General features: G+C 67.0%; 17 protein-coding genes. 6 read left to right on the top strand and 11 right to left on the bottom strand.

Annotated features, from left to right (window positions below):
* Position 1: 1 nt before the first annotated feature.
* Entirely contained in the window at positions 2-481 is a 480-nt protein-coding gene (locus ABID97_RS17055; RefSeq protein WP_021007511.1) for a YhbY family RNA-binding protein, read from the bottom strand.
* Positions 482-571: 90 nt separating this feature from the next.
* On the opposite strand from ABID97_RS17055, the gene ABID97_RS17050 reads away from it, so the two are divergent.
* From ABID97_RS17050 to ABID97_RS17030, 5 genes are all read left to right on the top strand, one after another.
* Positions 572-1,240 (top strand): RlmE family RNA methyltransferase, encoded by a 669-nt coding sequence (locus ABID97_RS17050; RefSeq protein ID WP_354399610.1) that lies wholly within the window; start codon positions 572-574, stop codon positions 1,238-1,240.
* A gap of 179 nt (positions 1,241-1,419) precedes the next feature.
* Positions 1,420-3,336: an ATP-dependent zinc metalloprotease FtsH gene (gene ftsH, locus ABID97_RS17045; protein ID WP_354399609.1), complete on the top strand. Its 1,917-nt coding sequence runs from the start codon at positions 1,420-1,422 to the stop codon at positions 3,334-3,336.
* Positions 3,337-3,399: 63 nt separating this feature from the next.
* Positions 3,400-4,299 carry a dihydropteroate synthase gene (folP, locus tag ABID97_RS17040; protein WP_354399608.1) on the top strand — a complete coding sequence of 300 codons (900 nt, stop codon included), beginning with the start codon at positions 3,400-3,402 and terminating at the stop codon, positions 4,297-4,299.
* Positions 4,296-5,633: a phosphoglucosamine mutase gene (glmM, locus tag ABID97_RS17035; protein ID WP_354399607.1), complete on the top strand. Its 1,338-nt coding sequence runs from the start codon at positions 4,296-4,298 to the stop codon at positions 5,631-5,633. The genes folP and glmM overlap by 4 nt, the downstream gene beginning before the upstream one ends.
* Positions 5,630-6,118, top strand: a complete 489-nt coding sequence (locus ABID97_RS17030; protein ID WP_354399606.1) for a GNAT family N-acetyltransferase — start codon at positions 5,630-5,632, stop codon at positions 6,116-6,118. The genes glmM and ABID97_RS17030 overlap by 4 nt, the downstream gene beginning before the upstream one ends.
* Positions 6,119-6,199: 81 nt before the next feature.
* Here ABID97_RS17030 and ABID97_RS17025 read toward each other — a convergent pair whose 3' ends face one another.
* From ABID97_RS17025 to lexA, 9 genes are all read right to left on the bottom strand, one after another.
* Positions 6,200-7,471, bottom strand: coding sequence for an acyl-CoA dehydrogenase family protein (locus ABID97_RS17025; protein WP_354399605.1), 1,272 nt, complete (start codon positions 7,469-7,471; stop codon positions 6,200-6,202).
* Positions 7,472-7,501: 30 nt separating this feature from the next.
* Entirely contained in the window at positions 7,502-8,608 is a 1,107-nt protein-coding gene (locus tag ABID97_RS17020; RefSeq protein ID WP_354399604.1) for a phosphotransferase, read from the bottom strand.
* A 1-nt stretch (position 8,609) separates the two neighbouring features.
* Complete coding sequence (locus ABID97_RS17015) at positions 8,610-9,329, bottom strand: Crp/Fnr family transcriptional regulator (RefSeq protein WP_055796788.1); 720 nt, start codon at positions 9,327-9,329, stop codon at positions 8,610-8,612.
* Between the two features lie 59 nt (positions 9,330-9,388).
* A complete protein-coding gene (locus ABID97_RS17010) occupies positions 9,389-10,168 on the bottom strand; it encodes an oxepin-CoA hydrolase, alternative type (protein ID WP_354399603.1) in 780 nt (259 codons plus the stop codon).
* Positions 10,169-10,195: 27 nt separating this feature from the next.
* Complete coding sequence (locus ABID97_RS17005) at positions 10,196-11,716, bottom strand: 3-hydroxyacyl-CoA dehydrogenase (protein ID WP_354399602.1); 1,521 nt, start codon at positions 11,714-11,716, stop codon at positions 10,196-10,198.
* Between the two features lie 129 nt (positions 11,717-11,845).
* A complete protein-coding gene (locus tag ABID97_RS17000) occupies positions 11,846-13,003 on the bottom strand; it encodes an MFS transporter (protein WP_354399601.1) in 1,158 nt (385 codons plus the stop codon).
* 60 nt (positions 13,004-13,063) lie between these two features.
* A complete protein-coding gene (locus tag ABID97_RS16995; RefSeq protein ID WP_354399600.1) occupies positions 13,064-14,071 on the bottom strand; it encodes a D-2-hydroxyacid dehydrogenase family protein in 1,008 nt (335 codons plus the stop codon).
* Positions 14,072-14,162: 91 nt separating this feature from the next.
* Positions 14,163-14,534, bottom strand: a complete 372-nt coding sequence (locus tag ABID97_RS16990) for a hypothetical protein (RefSeq protein WP_354399599.1) — start codon at positions 14,532-14,534, stop codon at positions 14,163-14,165.
* 139 nt (positions 14,535-14,673) lie between these two features.
* The gene (gene lexA, locus ABID97_RS16985; protein ID WP_093023612.1) at positions 14,674-15,348 is read right to left on the bottom strand and encodes a transcriptional repressor LexA; all 675 of its coding nucleotides are present in this window, start codon (positions 15,346-15,348) and stop codon (positions 14,674-14,676) included.
* Positions 15,349-15,420: 72 nt separating this feature from the next.
* Between lexA and ABID97_RS16980 the strand changes: the two genes are divergently transcribed.
* Entirely contained in the window at positions 15,421-16,416 is a 996-nt protein-coding gene (locus ABID97_RS16980; protein WP_354399598.1) for an asparaginase, read from the top strand.
* Positions 16,417-16,428: 12 nt separating this feature from the next.
* Here ABID97_RS16980 and adk read toward each other — a convergent pair whose 3' ends face one another.
* Positions 16,429-17,085 carry an adenylate kinase gene (adk, locus tag ABID97_RS16975; RefSeq protein ID WP_354399597.1) on the bottom strand — a complete coding sequence of 219 codons (657 nt, stop codon included), beginning with the start codon at positions 17,083-17,085 and terminating at the stop codon, positions 16,429-16,431.
* Positions 17,086-17,113 lie beyond the last annotated feature (28 nt).

Below are 17,113 nucleotides of genomic sequence, written 5' to 3'. Positions count from 1 at the left end.
TTCAGTCTGCCTGGTTGCGTTTCTTGGCCGAGAGCGGCCGCTTCGCCTTCGCGCGCTTGATGGTGCCGCCGGGGGTGAGGCGCTGGTTGCCGAGCACGCGCAGGGTCTTGATCTCGGGGCGCTGGCCGCCGCGCTTGCTGTACTTCAGCACCTTGATGTCGCGCGGTCCGGGCATGCGGTCTTCATCGACCACGCGCTCCTTCTCCGGCTTGGGGCGCCACAGCACCAGCAGCTTGCCGATGTGCTGGATGGGCGCGGCATCGAGTTCGTCGGCCAGTTCGCGAAGCATGGCGTCGCGAGCCAGGCGGTCGTCGGAAAAGACGCGAACCTTGATGAGGCCGTGGGCCTTGAGCGCTGCGTCGGCTTCTTTTTTAACGGCAGGGGTCAGCCCGTCTCCACCGACCATGACGATCGGATCCAGGTGGTGAGCTTCGGCGCGGTGCACCTTGCGCTCGGCAGGGGTAAGTTGAATGGCGGGCATCCCCGTATTATCGAGGGTAGAAAGCAACCTCTCGAACCGCCGGGCCGCTTCCAAGGCGAATACCGCAGTGCGAAGCACGAGAGGCTCCCCATGAGCACCAAGGCGAAAAGCAAAAAAGTCAACAAGGCGTGGCTGCACGACCACATCAACGATCCGTACGTCAAGCTGGCCACGCGGGAGGGGTACCGCGCACGCGCCGCCTACAAGCTCAAGGAAATCGACGAATCGCTCGGGCTGGTCAAGCCGGGCCAGTTGGTGGTCGACCTGGGTTCCACGCCGGGGGCCTGGAGCCAGTACCTGCGGCGGCGGATGTCGCCCGCCGGCGCCGCGGCCGGCGAGCTGAACGGCACCATCGTCGCGCTGGACATGCTGCCGATGGAGCCGATCGAGGGCGTGACGTTCCTGCAAGGCGATTTCCGCGAGGCGGCGCTCCTCGAGCAGGTGCTGGGCGTGCTGGCGGGTCGCAAGGCCGACCTGGTGGTCTCGGACATGGCACCCAACCTGTCGGGCATCCATTCGGCCGACGCCGCCCGGGTGGCGCACCTGATCGAGCTTGCCATCGACTTCTCTCAGCACCACCTGAAGCCTGAAGGGGCGCTGGTGGCCAAGCTTTTCCATGGCAGCGGCTATGACGAGCTGGTGAAGCTGTTCAAGGCCAATTTCCGGACCGTGAAGCCTTTCAAGCCAAAGGCTTCCCGGGACAAATCGTCCGAAACCTTTCTGGTCGGCATGGGTCTGAAAGCCCAGGAAACGCCTTGATACCTTGCTACCCGGGGCCCTGGCAGGGCGCCCGTATAGGTGCAGACCCTTGCAAGGCTATGGCTGCTTTAGGGAAATGCCCGCTTTTCGCAGCTTGAAAAGCCTAAAATGGAGCGCAATTGCGTATCCATAGCGCGTTCTTTCACAATCTTGTCACGCGCTTTCGACTGGAGCTTCGTTTGAACAATCAGTGGTTTTCCAAAGTAGCCGTATGGCTTGTCATCGCGATGGTGTTGTTCACTGTGTTCAAGCAGTTCGACACCCGCGGCGGTGTCGGGTCAGGAGCGGTGAGCTATTCGGAGTTCCTGGACCAGGTCCGAAACAATCAGATCAAGAGTGCCGTCATTCCTGAAGGCGCTGGCGGCGGCGAGATCGTGGCCGTCACCAACGACGACCGCAAGATCCGCACGACGGCCACGGTGCTCGACCGCGGGCTGGTCGGCGACCTGATCGACCACAACGTCAAGTTCGACGTCAAGCCGCGTGAAGAGGGCTCGCTCCTCATGACGCTGTTGGTGAGCTGGGGCCCGATGCTGCTCCTGATCGGCGTCTGGATCTACTTCATGCGCCAGATGCAGGGCGGCGGCAAAGGCGGGGCTTTCAGCTTCGGCAAGAGCAAGGCCCGCATGATGGACGAGAACAACAACACAGTCACTTTCGCCGACGTCGCAGGATGCGACGAGGCCAAGGAAGAAGTCCGTGAAGTGGTCGACTTCCTCAAGGACCCGCAGCGCTTCCAGAAGCTCGGCGGCCGCATTCCGCGCGGCCTGCTGCTGGTCGGCCCTCCGGGCACCGGCAAGACCTTGCTGGCCAAGTCGATCGCCGGTGAGGCCAAGGTTCCGTTCTTCTCGATCTCGGGTTCCGACTTCGTCGAAATGTTCGTCGGCGTGGGTGCGGCCCGTGTGCGCGACATGTTCGAGAACGCCAAGAAGAACGCTCCCTGCATCATCTTCATCGACGAAATCGACGCGGTAGGCCGCCAGCGCGGTGCCGGCCTGGGTGGCGGCAACGATGAGCGCGAACAGACCTTGAACCAGATGCTGGTCGAGATGGACGGTTTCGAGACCAACCTCGGCGTGATCGTGGTGGCCGCCACCAACCGCCCCGACATCCTGGACGCCGCCTTGCTGCGCCCCGGCCGTTTCGACCGCCAGGTGTATGTCACGCTGCCAGACATCCGCGGCCGCGAGCAGATCCTGGGCGTCCACATGCGCAAGGTGCCGCTGGGCCAGGACGTGAACCCGAGCGTCATCGCGCGCGGCACGCCCGGCATGTCCGGCGCCGACCTGGCCAATCTCTGCAACGAAGCCGCCCTGATGGCGGCACGCCGCAATGCGCGCGTCGTCGAGATGCAGGACTTCGAGAAGGCCAAGGACAAGATCTTCATGGGCCCCGAGCGCAAGAGCATGGTCATGCCCGAGGAAGAGCGCCGCAACACGGCCTACCACGAGTCCGGCCACGCCCTCATCGGCAAGCTGCTGCCCAAGTGCGACCCGGTCCACAAGGTCACGATCATTCCGCGTGGCCGCGCCCTGGGCGTGACCATGAGCCTGCCGGCGCAAGACCGCTACAGCTACGACCGCGAGTACATGCTGAACCAGATCAGCATGCTGTTCGGCGGCCGCATTGCCGAAGAAGTGTTCATGCACCAGATGACCACCGGCGCGAGCAACGACTTCGAGCGCGCGACCTCGATCGCCCGCGACATGGTCACGCGCTACGGCATGACCGATGCGCTGGGCCCGATGGTCTATGCCGAGAACGAGGGCGAAGTGTTCCTCGGCCGCTCGGTCACCAAGACCACGAACATGAGCGAGCAGACCATGGAAAAGGTCGACGCCGAAGTCCGCCGCATCATCGACGAGCAGTACGCCCTGGCGCGCCGCCTCATCGAGGAAAACAGCGACAAGATGCATGCCATGGCCAAGGCCCTGCTCGAGTGGGAAACCATCGACAGCGAACAGCTCGACGACATCATGGCCGGCCGCGCACCGCGCCCGCCCAAGGACTGGACGCCGCGCATCCCGCCGTCGGGCAGCGGCGGCAGCGGCGGTACGCCTGCCGTCAATCCGGATCCGGCACCGACTGCCGCCTGAAGTGCATCCGGCTTCACACACCAACGGGGCCTCGGGCCCCGTTTTCCATAGTGAAGGTGCCGCATGACGGCGGCGCTGGCGACCTGGCAGACCGCGCGCTTTGCCATCGATCTCGCGCAGCCGCGCGTGATGGGCATCGTCAATGTCACGCCCGACTCCTTCTCCGACGGCGGCGCGCATGCTTCCACGGAGGCCGCGCTTCGCCACTGCGAGCAATTGCTGAAGGAAGGCGCCGACATCCTCGACATCGGCGGTGAATCCACCCGCCCGGGCAGTCCGGCCGTGCCGCTCGATGCCGAGCTGGCGCGCGTGCTGCCGGTGGTCCGGGAAGCCGTCAGGCTCGACGTGCCGCTGTCCGTCGACACCTACAAGCCAGAGGTGATGCGTGCGGTGCTCGAACTCGGCGCCGACATCGTCAACGACGTCTGGGCGCTGCGCCAGCCAGGCGCCTGCGAAGCCGTGGCCGCGCATCCCGCGTGCGGCATCTGCCTGATGCACATGCATCGGGACCCGCAAACCATGCAGTCCGCGCCCATGCAGGGCGACGTGGTGCCCGAGGTGCTGTCGTTCTGGGTGCAGCAGTTGGCGCAATTGCGTGCGCTCGGCATCGATCCCTCGCGCATTGCGCTGGACCCGGGCATCGGCTTCGGCAAGACCGTGGCGCAGAATTTCGCCTTGCTGGCGCGACAGCGCGAATTGCTCGGCGCCGGCTTTCCGCTGCTGCTGGGATGGTCCCGCAAGTCTTCGATCGGTGCCGTGAGCGGCATCGAGAATGCCAGCGGACGCGTCGTGCCCAGCGTGGCGGCGGCGGTGCTCGCCGTGGAACGCGGCGCGGCCATCGTGCGGGTGCACGACGTGCGCGAGACCGTGTCCGCACTTGCGGTGTGGCGCGCCATGAAGGCCGAAGAGCCCCGTGGCGATTCGCACGCTTCACAAGATCGACAACAGCAACAGAATCCATGACCCGAAAATATTTTGGCACCGACGGCATCCGCGGCACGGTGGGGCAGTCGCCCATCACCCCCGACTTCGTGCTGCGCCTCGCGCATGCCGTGGGCCGCGTGCTCAAGAGGAGCGAGTCGCGCCCCACGGTGCTGATCGGCAAGGACACGCGCATCTCCGGCTACATGCTCGAAAGCGCGCTCGAATCGGGCTTCAATTCAGCGGGCGTCGACGTGGTGCTGCTGGGCCCGCTGCCGACCCCCGGCGTGGCGTACCTGACGCGCGCACAGCGTGCCAGCCTGGGCGTGGTGATCAGCGCCAGCCACAACGCCTACCCGGACAACGGCATCAAGTTCTTCAGCGCCCAGGGCACCAAGCTGGACGACGAGTGGGAGCTTGCGGTGGAGGCCGCGCTCGAGGAGGCTCCCGTGTGGGCGACCTCCGGCGAGCTCGGCAAGGCCCGCCGCCTGAACGACGCACCCGGCCGCTACATCGAGTTCTGCAAGAGCACCTTCGCCAACGACCTGACCCTTCGCGGCATGAAGCTGGTGATCGACGCGGCGCACGGCGCGGCCTACCAGGTGGCGCCGAACGTGTTCCACGAACTGGGCGCAGAGGTCACCAGCATCGGCTGCGCGCCCGACGGGCTGAACATCAACAAGGGCTTCGGCGCCACGCATCCCGCCGCGCTGGTCGCGGCCGTGACGGCGCAGAAGGCCGACTACGGCATCGCACTCGACGGCGACGCCGACCGCCTGCAGCTTGTCGACGCGAGCGGGCGTCTCTTCAATGGCGACGAATTGCTCTACCTCATCGTGGCCGAGCGCATCGCGCGCGGCGAAAAGCCGGTGGGCGTGGTCGGCACGCTGATGACCAACAAGGCCGTCGAAGTGGCCCTGCGCGGGCAGGGCATCGAGTTCGTGCGCGCCAAGGTCGGCGACCGCTACGTGCTCGAAGAACTCGACAAGCGCGGCTGGCTCCTGGGCGGCGAGGGCTCGGGCCATCTGCTGGTGCTCGATCGCCACACCACCGGCGACGGCATCGTGAGCGCGCTGCAGGTGCTCCAGGCCTGCGTTCGCAGCGGCAAGACCGTGGCGCAGCTGCTCGGCGGCCTGACGGTGTTTCCCCAGGTCCTGATCAATGTCCGGCTGACGCCGGGACAGGACTGGAAGAACAACGACGCGCTGGCCAGCGAGACGCAGCGCATCGAAGCCGAGCTCGGCGACAGCGGCCGCGTGCTGATCCGCGCGAGCGGCACCGAGCCATTGGTGCGCGTGATGGTCGAGGCACGCGACGCATCGCAGGCGGAGGCCGCAGCAAAGCGCCTCGCTGCAACCCTCGAGCCCGCGCGGTGACGCCGGCAATCGAAGTCGTGCTGGCGGACTACCGCAACGCCGTGCATGCGGCTGCGCTGGTGGATCTGCTCGACGCCTATGCGCGCGATCCCGCAGGCGGCGGAACACCCCTCGAAGCAAGCGTGCGCGCGGGGCTGCCCTCGGCGCTGGCCGCACGGCCGCAGGCCTTCAGCGTGCTCGCCTACGACGGTGCGCAGCCCGTCGGGCTGGTCAACTGCATCGAGGGCTTCTCGACCTTTGCGTGCCGGCCGCTGGTCAACGTGCACGACGTGATCGTGTTGCCCAGCCATCGCGGCCAGCGCGTGGTGCAGCGCATGTTCGCGCGCGTGGAGCAGGAGGCGAGGGCGCGGGGCGCCTGCAAGCTCACGCTCGAAGTGCTCTCGGGCAATGCGCCTGCGCTGCGCAGCTACGAGCGCGAAGGCTTCGCGGGCTATCAGCTCGACCCGGCGTTCGGGCACGCGGTTTTTCTGCAGAAGAAGCTCTGAAAAAGAAAAAGGGCCGGGGCGCTTTTGGCGCCGTCGGCCCTCACCCCAACCCTCTCCCGGAAGGAGAGGGGGCAAGGCAAATCAGAAGCGGGTGACCGGCGGCTCGGCGTCGGCCTTGGCTGGCGCGTACTTGCCCAGCTCCCACTTCGCGATCGCATTGCGGTGCACTTCGTCCGGTCCGTCGGCAAAGCGCAGCGTGCGCGCACCGGCGTAGGCGTAGGCCAGCGGAAAGTCGTCGCTCATGCCGCCGCCGCCATGCACCTGCATCGCCCAGTCGATCACCTGGCAGGCCATGCTTGGTGCCACCACCTTGATCATCGCGATCTCGTTCTTGGCGACCTTGTTGCCGGCCACGTCCATGAGCCATGCGGCCTTGAGCGTGAGCAGGCGCGCCATGTCGATCTTGCAGCGTGCCTCGGCGATGCGTTCCTGCGTCACCGTCTGCGAAGCCACCGTCTTGCCGAAGGCCACGCGCGAGGAGGCGCGCTTGCACATGAGTTCGAGCGCGCGCTCCGCCAGGCCGATGAGGCGCATGCAGTGGTGGATGCGTCCGGGGCCGAGGCGGCCTTGCGCGATCTCGAAGCCGCGGCCTTCGCCGAGCAGGATGTTGTCGACCGGCACGCGCACGTTCTCGAAGTACATCTCGACGTGGCCGTGCGGCGCGTCGTCGTAGCCCATGACGTTGAGCGGGCGCACGATGCGGATGCCCTTGGCGTCCGCTGGCACGATGACCATGCTCTGCTGCGAATGCCTCGGTGCGTCCGGATCGCTCTTGCCCATGGTGATGAACACGGCGCAGCGCGGATCGGCGGCACCCGAGATCCACCACTTGCGGCCGTTGATCACGTACTCGTCGCCCTGGCGTTCGATGCGGGTCGAGATGTTGGTGGCATCGCTCGATGCAACGTCGGGCTCGGTCATTGCAAAGGCCGAGCGGATCTGGCCCTCGAGCAGCGGCTTGAGCCAGCGTGCCTTGATGGCTTCCGAGCCGTAGCGGGCAATGGTCTCCATGTTGCCGGTGTCCGGCGCCGAGCAGTTGAAGGCTTCCGAGGCCCATGGCACCCGGCCCATGATCTCGGCCAGGGGCGCGTATTCCTGGTTGGTGAGGCCGGCGCCGTCATAGCCCGAGGCAGCCGCGCTGTCGACCGGCAGGAACAGGTTCCACAGGCCCTGGGCCTTGGCTTTTTCCTTGACCTTCTCGACCGTCTGGAGCGCGGTCCAGCGCTTGCCGGCGGCGGTGTTGGCGGCCAGTTCGGCCGAATACTCGGCTTCGGCCGGATAGATGTGCGCGTCCATGAAGGCGCTCACGCGCTTCTGGAGTTCCTTGGTTTTTGCCGAGTATTCGAAGTCCATCTGTTGTCTCCTGGTGGGGGTATGCGGCAGCTACGCCTTCTGGGCAAACTGCCAGGCCATTTCGGCCATCGGTCGCGCGCCGCGGGCGGACGCCACGGCTTGCTCGCTCGATGCGGTGCCGGCCTCGACCCGCTTGGCAATGCCTTGCAGGATCGCGGCCATGCGGAACAGGTTGTAGGCCTGGTAGAAATTCCAGTCGGGCGCCAGCGCCTCGGGCGTGCTGATGCGCGTGCGCTCGCAGTAGCGGCGGATGTATTCGCTCTCGGTGGGGATGCCCAGCGACGCGACATCCACGCCGCCGATGCCGCGGCCGGTGGTGGGCGGCATGTGCCAGGACATGCAGTGGTAACTGAAGTCCGCCAGCGGATGGCCCAGCGTGGAAAGCTCCCAGTCGAGCACCGCGATGATGCGCGGTTCGGTGGCGTGGAACATCACGTTGTCCAGGCGGTAGTCGCCATGGACGATGGAAACCTTGCTCTCGTCACGCGCGCTCGCCGGCATGTGGGCGGGGAGCCAGTCGATCAGTCGCTCCATGGCTTCGATCGGCTGCGACAGGTCGCCGGCGCCATCGGTCGAGGCCTTGTACTGCTTGCTCCAGCGGCCGATCTGGCGCTCGAAATAGTTGCCGGGCTTGCCGTAGTCCGCCAGGCCGCGCTCGGCGAACTTCACGGTGTGCAGCGCGGCGATGACGCGGTTCATCTCGTCGTAATAGGCCGCGCGTTCGGCATTGCCCATGCCGGGCAGCGATTGGTCCCAGAGCACGCGGCCCTGCATGAACTCCATGACGTAGAAGGCGCGGCCGATGACGGATTCGTCTTCGCACAGGCAGTGCATGCGCGGCACGGGCACGTCGGTGCCGGCAAGCCCGCTCATGACCTTGAACTCGCGTTCCACCGCATGGGCCGAAGGCAGCAGCTTGGCGACGGGTCCGGGCTTGGCGCGCATCACGTAGCTCTGCGTGGGCGTGAGGAGCTTGTAGGTCGGGTTGGACTGGCCGCCCTTGAACATCTCGACCGTCAGCGGGCCCTTGAAACCGTCGAGATTCTTCTCGAGCCACGCCGCGAGCACATCGACGTCGAAGGCGTGCTGCTGCGAAACGGCGCGGGTGCCGATGAAGTTGGAGAAGTCCTGGCTCATGTCAGATGTCCGCTTCGGAAACGCGCATCAATGCCACGCGGTCCAGCACCACGAGGCCGGCCGGCTCGATGCGGATGGTGCCCTCGCGTTCCATGGTCTTGAGTTCCTGGTTCACGCGCTGGCGCGATGCGCCGAGCAGCTGCGCAAGCTCTTCCTGCGCCAGCTGCAGCCCGATGCGCATCTGGCTGCCGTCTTCCAGGTTGGGCACGCCGTAGCTGCGCACCAGGTGAATGAGCTGCTTGGCAAGCCGTGCGCGCAAGGGCAGGGTGTTGAGGTCTTCCACCAGCCCGAAGAGGGTGCGGATGCGGCGCGCCTGCAGCCGCATCAGCGCCTCGTACAGCTCCACGTGCGTGGCCAGGATCTTCTGGAAATCGGCGCGCGCCACGCACAGGTTGGTGGTGTCCCCATGTGCATAGGCGTCGTGCGTGCGCCGGTCCCCGTCGAACATCGCCACGTCGCCGAACCAGATGCCCGGCTCCACGTAGGTCAGCGTCACCTGCTTGCCCGACACGGCCGTGGAGCTCACGCGCACCGCGCCCTTGGCGCAGGCAATCCAGTGGTCGGGTGGATCGCCGCGGGCGGCGATCAGGTCGCCGTCCTTGTAGCGTTTGACGAATGCGCATCGGAGAATGTCGTGCCGCAGCGAGGGAGATAAAGAAGAAAACCAGCGACCACTGTTGATCGCTTCACGTTCTTCGATGGTAAGAATGGGGTCGTCCATTGGTCTGTCCTGTCGGCGACTGAAAGGCTGGAGGGTGTCACGAGAGCGACCTGGGGCCGCTACTCGTACTGCGGAGGCTTCTTGTCGAGGAATGCCGCTATGCCGATGCCGGCATTCGGATGGTGGAGGTTGCGCACGAAGTGGTCGCGCTCCTGCGAGAGCTGCGACGCGAACGTGGTGCCGCGCGCCTCGCTCAGCAGCTCCTTGATGCTGGCCAGCGAGTTCGGTGCGCGTGCGTTGAGCCGGGTGGCCAATGCCAGCGCGCCGGCCAGTGCCTGGCCGTTTTCGCTCAGTTCGTTGACGAAACCGAGCGCATGCAGCCGCGGCGCGCCGATGCGCTCGCCGCACATCAGCCACTCGCTCGCCAACTGGCGTGGCAGTGCCTGGCCCAGGTGCCAACTCAGGCCGCCGTCGGGCGACAGCGCCACGTTGCTGTACGACGCCGCAAAGACCGCGTCGCGCGCCGCCACGACGAAATCGCAGGCCAGCGCGAGCGAGAAACCGGCGCCGGCCGCCGCGCCTTCCACCGCCGCGATGATCGGCTTGGGAAAGGCGCGGATGGAGTCGATCCAGTTGTGCAGGCCCTCGATGCTTTCGGCCTGCACCGAAGGGTCGCGCTGGCGGTTGTCGGAGAGCCGCTGCAGCGAGCCGCCGGCACAGAACCATGCGCCTTCGCCCACGATGACCACGCTGCGGATTTCATCGCTGCTCTCGGCGCCGTTGAGCGCCTCGATGCCCGCGGCGTAGATCTCGGGGCCCAGCGCATTGCGCTGGGTCGGGTTGGCAATGGTGAGCACCATGGTGCGTCCCTCGCTGGTGCTCTTCAGTTCGGCGGTCATCGCGGTGATGCTTTCCTTGGGGTTTGCTTATTCTTCTTCGTGCAGCAGGCTCAGGCCCAGCGCGCCGCGGCGGCGCAGCCACGGGCTCGGGCGATAGCGCGGATCGCCGTAGACGGTCTGCAGGTTGAACAGCACTTCGAGCATGTTGGTGGGGCCGTACAGGTTGCCCATGGCCAGCGGGCCGCGCGGGTAGCCGAGGCCCAGCTGGACCGCGGTCTCGAGATCGGCCGGCGAACAGACGCGCTGCTGGCACATGTCGGCCGCGATGTTCACGATGGTGCCGATCACGCGCTGCGTGACGAAGCCGCCGCTGTCGCGGATCACGCTCACGGCCTTGCCGTCGCGTGCAAAGAGCGCATGCGCCGCGTCGCGGATGTCGCGCCGCGTGGCCGGGTTGGTGGCGAGCACGCGGCGCCTGGTCGCGGCATCGTCGATCAGCATGTCGATGCCGACGGTGCGCGTGGCGTCCAGGCGCTCGACAGCAGCCACCGTGGTCACGTCGAAGCCCAGCGGTGCCACGAGGATGAGCGAAGTGGACGCCGCTGCGGCGCCGCTGTCGATCTGCGCGCCGAGCGCATTCACCAGCCGCAGCAGGTCGGCCCTGCGCGCGGCGCGTGGCGAGACCCAGACCGCCGGCAGCGCGGCCACGGCGGGCGGCGCGGCTTCGGGCACCTGCTGCATCACGCCATCGTGGTACTTGTAGAAGCCCTCGTTGGTCTTGCGCCCCAGAACGCCCGCCGCGAGGCGCTGGGCCGTGATCACGCTGGGACGAAAGCGGGGCTCTTCGTAGTACTGGCGGTAGATCGATTCCATCACCGGGTGCGACACGTCGAGCGCCGTCAGGTCCAGCAGTTCGAACGGGCCGAGCCGAAAGCCGGCCTGCTCCTTGAGGATGCGGTCGACGGTGGCGAAGTCGGCCACGCCTTCGCCCACGATGCGCAGTGCCTCGGTGCCATAGCCGCGCCCGGCGTGGTTGACGATGAAGCCCGGCGTGTCCTGTGCCTGCACCGCGCTGTGGCCCATCTGCACCGCGTAGCCGGCCAGCTGCTTGCAGACATCGGCCGAGGTCTTGAAGCCGGCCACCACCTCGACCACCTTCATCAGCGGCACGGGGTTGAAGAAGTGAAAGCCCGCGACCCGCTCCGGCCGCTCGAGCACGGCGGCAATGGCCGTGACCGACAGCGACGAGGTGTTGGTGACGAGCGTGGCCGTGGGCGCGACCACTGCTTCGAGTTCGCGGAACAGCGAGCGCTTGACTTCGAGGTCTTCGACCACCGCTTCGATCACGAGGTCGCAGGGGGCGAGGTCGGCCACCGAACCGACCGCCTTGACGCGGGCGATCTGCGCATCGCGCGCCGCGGCGTCGATCTTCCCCTTCTCGTGGAGCTTGTTCCATTGGGCCGCCAGGGCTTCGCGCCCACGCTCGGCGGCGCCTGCAAAACTGTCGAGCAGCAGCACGTCGCTGCCCGCCTGGGCGGCGATCTGTGCGATGCCTCGGCCCATGGCGCCGGCGCCGACGACGCCGATCCGTTTGTAGTTCACTGTCATTGGAAAAAGATTCTCGCTGGTTGATGGATCCGGTCCCGCCGGCAGCCGCTGGCCCGGAGTTTGCGCAGCCTTCGATTTTGCAGCCATGCGCCGCCGGGGCGTGCCGGGTTTTACGCGGGTCCCTGCCGGTCAGGCCGCGCGGCGGCTGCGATCGATGGCCACGCTCAGGCCGATGGCCAGCAGCAGCAAGGCGAAACCGACCCAGTTCATCCATGCGACCGCGTCGTTGGCGAGCAGCCATCCGCCGAGCCCGGCACCGACGGCCTGGCCGATGTAGATGCCCGAGCTGTTCAAGGCCACGGAGCCCGGCGCGAGCGCCGGGGCGAGGCCCACCAGGCGCGCCTGCTGCGCCGAATTGGTCGCGAAGCAGCCCAGGCCCCAGGGCACGAGCACCGCCGCAAGCCATGGGAGCGTGGCGGCCCAAGGCCACAGGAAGAGGCTGAGCGCAATCAGCGAACTGGTCACGAGCACCATGCGGCCGCCGCCCACGCGGTCGATGAACCGGCTCACCAGCATGTTGCCCACGAGGCCGCAGGTGCCGAACAGGGCCCACATCAAGCTCAGCGTGGTGGGGTCGGCGCCGAAGTTGCGCTTCAGCAAGGGCCCGAAATAGCTGAACAGGACGAACTGGCCGGCACCCTGGAGCGCCGTGACGGACACGATGCCCATCAGCACCGGGCTGCGCAGCACGCGCGACCATGCGGCGGCCGTCAGCGCCGCAGGCCGGATATCGCGCGGCAGTGTCAGCCAGATGGAGGCTGCGCTTGCCACGCTGAGCAGTGCAACCGCGGTGAAGGCCATGCGCCATCCCAGGTGCCCGCCGATCAGTGCCCCGATCGGCAGGCCCAGCACCGAGGCCATCGACCAGCCGAGAAAGACGAAGGTCACCGCGCGACCACGTTGCTCCGGCGGCACCAGCATGCCGGCGCAGGCTGCCGCCTGGGGCGTGAAGATGGCCGGCGCCACCACCGTGAGCATGCGCACCGGCAGCAGCGCGCCGAAGCTCGGCATCAGGGCCGCAACCACATGCCCGAGGGCATACCAGACGAGCGTGAGGGCGAGCAACTGGCGGCGGTCCCAGCCCGCGACCACCGCCGCCAGCAGTGGGGCGCCGAGGCACATCACGACCGCGGCGACCGTGATCAGCTGGCCCGCGGTGGCGACGCTCACCGCGAGCGAGGTGCTGATTTCGTTCAAGGTGCCGGGCACCACCATCACGCCGGTGCCGATCACGAAATTGCCGGCCAGCAGCGCCCAGAGCGCGCCCCGGTGAGCGGCCCGGGTCACTGGAGGACCTTCGCCTTCGGTTGTGCGATCGGCCCTGGGGCGACCCGGCGGCTCATGCGATCACCGGCGAACCTGCAGGGCGCCGGGATTCACGATGTTGGTGGGATTGCCCTTGATGAAGCTCACGACGTTGTCGAAAGCCTGGCCGAAGTAGCTCTCGTAGCTGTCCTGTTCGACATAGCCGATGTGCGGCGTGCAGATGCAGTTCTCCAGGCGCAGCAGCGCATGGCCCTGAAGCGGCGGTTCGCTCTCGAACACGTCGACGGCAGCCAGCCCCGGACGGCCGCGATTGAGCGCGGCCAGCAGCGCGTCGGCCTCCACCAGCTCGGCGCGCGAGGTGTTGACGAAGAGTGCGGTCGGCTTCATGCGCGAAAGGTCTTCGAGCTTGACCAGGCCGGTGGTCTCCTCGTTGAGCCGCAGGTGAACGGACAGCACGTCGGCGGCGGCAAAGAATTCCTGGCGGTTCTGTGCCACCTGGAAGCCGTCCGACCGGGCCTTGGCACAACTGGCTTCGCGGCCCCAGATGACCACCTGCATGCCGAAGGCCTGCCCGTAGCGCGCCACCAGCTGGCCGATGCGCCCGTAGCCCCAGATGCACAGCGTCTTGCCCTTGAGCACCGAGCCGAGCCCAAAATTGGGCGGCATCGAGGCCGACTTGAGCCCCGACTGCTGCCACGCGCCGTGCTTGAGGTTGCTGATGTACTGCGGCAGGCGGCGCATGGCCGCCATGATCAGCGCCCATGTCAGCTCCGCGGGCGCCTGGGGAGAGCCGGTGCCCTCGGCCACTGCTACGCCGCGCTCGGTGCAGGCCGTGACGTCGATGTGGCCGCCCACGCGCCCGGTCTGCGAGATGAGCTTGAGCTTGGGGAGTTTTTCGATCAGCTGGCGCGAGATGTGGGTGCGTTCGCGGATCAGCACGATGACGTCGGCATCCTTCAGGCGAACCGAAAGCTGGCCGATGCCCTTGACCGTGTTGGTGTAGACCTTGGCCGCGTACGCGTCCAGCTTGGCGGCGCAGCGCAGCTTGCGCACGGCGTCCTGGTAATCGTCGAGGATCACAATGTTCATGGCGTGCCATTGTGCCTCGCAGCATTGGCATGGCGCGCGCGTGAACGTTTGGATACCCGCGCCCGGCCAGGGTCACCGGGGTGTGCGGGGGTCAGTGCAGGTGCGTGGGGCGGGGCGCGGTGCGCAGCGCCTCCATGGCTTCGAGCGCGGCGAGCCGGTCGAGTTCGGCGCAGACGTCTGCCATGCGGCCGGAGATCACCACGCGGTTGGTGCTGCGTTTTTCACCCTGGGGCCCGTCGACCACCCGGATGACGCGAAGCGGCCGGCTCGGCGCCGGCGCCGTCTTGGGAGCCGGCGCACCTTGGGGCCGGGCCGTGCAGGCCGGTCGTACCGCGGCATGGCGCAGGGCCGTGGATGCAGTGCCGCCATCGCGGTGACGCGGACGGCGCGCCGGCAGCAGGCGGTTTGCGAGCGATTGCAGAGGCATCCACAAATCGACGATGGTGAGGAGGGCGATTCCCATGTGAACTCCAAGAAAGTCTGAGGTTGAACACAGGCAGGATTTCTTTGAAGGGACGCAAACAGGGTGATGGCGACCTTGCGCCATACGCCCGCCACCTGTTGCGGCCGGATGGGGTGCTGCCTGTGCAGGCCCGAGGGGCCTACATCAGCATCGTGTTGCGGATGAGGCCGACCGCCAGGCCTTCGATCTCGAAAGGTTCACCGGGCTGGACCACGATGGTCGGGTAGTCGGGGTTCTCGGCATGCAGCTCGATGACCTGCTTGTTGCGCTTGAGGCGCTTGACCGTGACTTCGTCGCCGAGGCGGGCGACCACGATCTGTCCGTTGCGCGCTTCCTTGGTGGCCTGCACCGCGAGCAGGTCGCCGTCCATGATGCCGGCGTCGCGCATGGACATGCCGCGCACCTTCAGCAGATAGTCGGGCTGGCGCTGGAACAGCGTGTTCTCGACGTAGTAGGTCTGGTCGACGTGCTCCTGCGCCAGGATGGGCGAGCCCGCCGCAACGCGGCCGATGAGCGGCAGCGCCAGCTGCGCCATGCCGGGCAGCGAAAGGGAGAACTGGTTGTTGCGCGACTCGTTGAGCGAGCGCAGCGCATCGCCCTTGAGGCGGATGCCGCGCGAAGTGCCGCTCACGAGTTCGATCACACCCTTGCGGGCCAGCGCCTGCAGGTGTTCTTCGGCCGCGTTGGCGGACTTGAAGCCGAGTTCATTGGCGATCTCGGCCCGCGTGGGCGGCGCGCCGGTACGCGCAATGGCGCTTTGGATCAAGTCCAGGATTTGCTGCTGGCGGGCGGTAAGCTTCACGGCGAACTGCATAGATGGTTCCTTGCGGCACTGGCTGAATATCCAGTAGCTGTATTTTTAACCAGTTTTTAAAAGTTGGCAAGCATGGTCAATTCCAATTCACCGAACGTGCGCCGCGTCGTGGTGCTGGGCACGGGCGGCACCATCGCGGGCCGCGCTGCCAGTGAAGGCGACAACATCGGCTACACCGCGGGCGAGGTCGGCGTCGCGGACCTGCTCGGCGGCATCGACGCCCCCGAAGGCCTGTCGCTCGAAGCGGAGCAGGTGGCGCAGCTCGACAGCAAGGACATGGAATTCGATGTCCTGCTGCAACTTGCCCGTCGCTGCGCCGCGTGGCTCTCGGAGGCCGACGTGGTTGGCGTGGTGATCACGCACGGAACAGACACCATCGAAGAGACCGCTTTCTTTCTCCACTCGGTGCTCGCCGCCGGCAAGCCGGTGGTGCTGACCTGCGCCATGCGTCCCGCAAGCTCGCTGTCGCCCGACGGTCCCCAGAATGTGCGCGATGCCATTGCGGTGGCGGCCACGCCGGGTGCAGAGGGCGTGACGGTGGTTTGCGCCGGCACGGTCCACGGCGCACCGGACGTGCAGAAGGTGCACACCTACCGTCCCGATGCGTTCTCATCGGGCGATGCGGGCCCGGTGGGCTACGTGGAAGAGGGCGTGGTGCGGCGTCTTCGGGACTGGCCGCGATCGACGGGGAACGCCCACTCGAAAATGCTGGCAGCGAACGTAGGCGCGGCGCTGCGCTGGGCCAGGGTCGAGATCGTGACGAGCCATGCCGGTGCGAGCGGCGCGGTCATCGACATGCTGCTGCAGGAGCGCGCGGCGGGCGTGGCCGAGCCGATGCACGGACTCGTCATTGCGGCGACCGGCAACGGCACGGTGCACCACGCGCTGGAAGCCGCTGCGCTGCGTGCGCAGGACGCTGGCGTGGCGGTGCTCCGTGCCACACGCTGCACGAGCGGACGCATCCTGCCAAGGGCGGACGATCGCTTGCGCGATGCCGGCGCACTCACGCCGGTCAAGGCGCGCATCGCCCTGATGCTGGAACTGAGCGAGGAGCCGGCGGCCGCTTGATGCGGCTCGCGTTCAGCTGCCGAGGGCAGCCAGGGCGCGCTGGGTGATCTCGTCGACGGTACCCACGCCCTTGATGGCGCGGTACTTCGGCGCCGCGGCCGGGTCTTCCTTGGCCCAGGCCGAGTAATAGTCCACCAGCGGACGCGTCTGCTGGCTGTAGACCTCCAGGCGCTTGCGCACGGTTTCTTCCTCGTCGTCCTTGCGCTGGATCAGGTCCTCGCCCGTCACGTCGTCCTTGCCTTCGACCTTGGGCGGGTTGAACTTCACGTGGTAGGTGCGGCCCGATGCCGGATGCGAACGCCGGCCGCTCATGCGTTCGATGATGTCGCTGAAGGGCACATCGATTTCGAGCACGTAGTCGAGCTTGACGCCCGCCGCCTTCATGGCGTCGGCTTGCGGAATGGTGCGCGGGAATCCGTCGAACAGGAAGCCATCGGCGCAATCGGGCTGCGCGATGCGTTCCTTCACGAGGTTGATGATCAGGTCGTCGCTCACGAGGCCACCGGATTCCATGATGGCCTTGGCCTGTTGTCCGAGCGGCGTGCCGGCCTTGACGGCCGCGCGCAGCATGTCGCCGGTGGAAATTTGAGGAATGCCGTATTTCTGGCAGATGAAGGCCGCTTGCGTGCCTTTGCCCGCCCCGGGCGCGCCCAGCAAAATTAGTCTCATGGTGTCCTCGGACGGTTCTTAGATCTTG

Source organism: Variovorax sp. OAS795 (genome assembly GCF_040546685.1).
In the GTDB taxonomy this organism is placed as follows: domain Bacteria; phylum Pseudomonadota; class Gammaproteobacteria; order Burkholderiales; family Burkholderiaceae_C; genus Variovorax.
This window is presented reverse-complemented; position numbering and strand designations above follow the sequence as displayed.